This is a genomic window from Allobacillus halotolerans (assembly GCF_018967645.1).
Lineage (GTDB): Bacteria > Bacillota > Bacilli > Bacillales > Alkalibacillaceae > Allobacillus > Allobacillus halotolerans.
Window position 1 is genome coordinate 1 of the sequence record NZ_JAHLZF010000047.1, and the last position, 676, is coordinate 676.

At 33.6% G+C, this 676-nt stretch carries 1 protein-coding gene; it reads left to right on the top strand.

What is annotated here, in order from left to right; translation table 11 throughout:
• Positions 1 to 78: 78 nt before the first annotated feature.
• On the top strand, positions 79 to 159 hold the full coding sequence (locus tag KQ486_RS13895) for a hypothetical protein (RefSeq protein WP_100250272.1): 81 nt from the start codon (positions 79 to 81) through the stop codon (positions 157 to 159).
• The last annotated feature ends 517 nt before the right edge of the window (positions 160 to 676 follow it).

The window sequence follows — 676 nt, forward strand, 5'->3', positions numbered from 1 at the left end:
CCATGGGAAGTGAAATTTATATACATTTAAATTTCATGAGACAATAAACGTTGATTTAATGCGTTTTTTGCCTTTTTTATTTTCCTTATTTTTTCTGTTTTACAACAAAATGGTATCAAAAATGGTATCATTTGTAGTTATTTTAGCTTCACATATTAAAACAACCACACTCCTAAATTAATAGGATCTGTGGTTTTGTTGGTTGTAGGGGAATAAATATAACCGTATCGATTAAGATACGGTTATAGCGAATGTAACATTTCTATGTTGTTAAGATATATGTATCGAGTGATGACAAGGAAGATGTCTCCTGTGGGACCAACAGTCAGATACATGGCCTCTGCCCGGCTATATAGTTCACTCCTACTATATAAAAGCAATTATAACATAAAAGCACCCCGTAAACTGTTATACGGGAATGCTAAAGTCATATATACTACGGGGAGTAGTATGAAAACTATGCTCTCTATCGCAAGAAAAAACATCCAGTGACATGCTTGGGTGAACAAGGATAGATGTAAATAGTTGATGCATGTGTAACACATCATAACAAAAAACTAGCCCGAAGGCTAGCTATAACATAAAAAAATAGGCAAGTACCGAAGTACCTGCCTGTTATCTACATTTAAATCTTGAGAGAAATGTTAAAAAGTGTATAGGAATATTAACATCCATC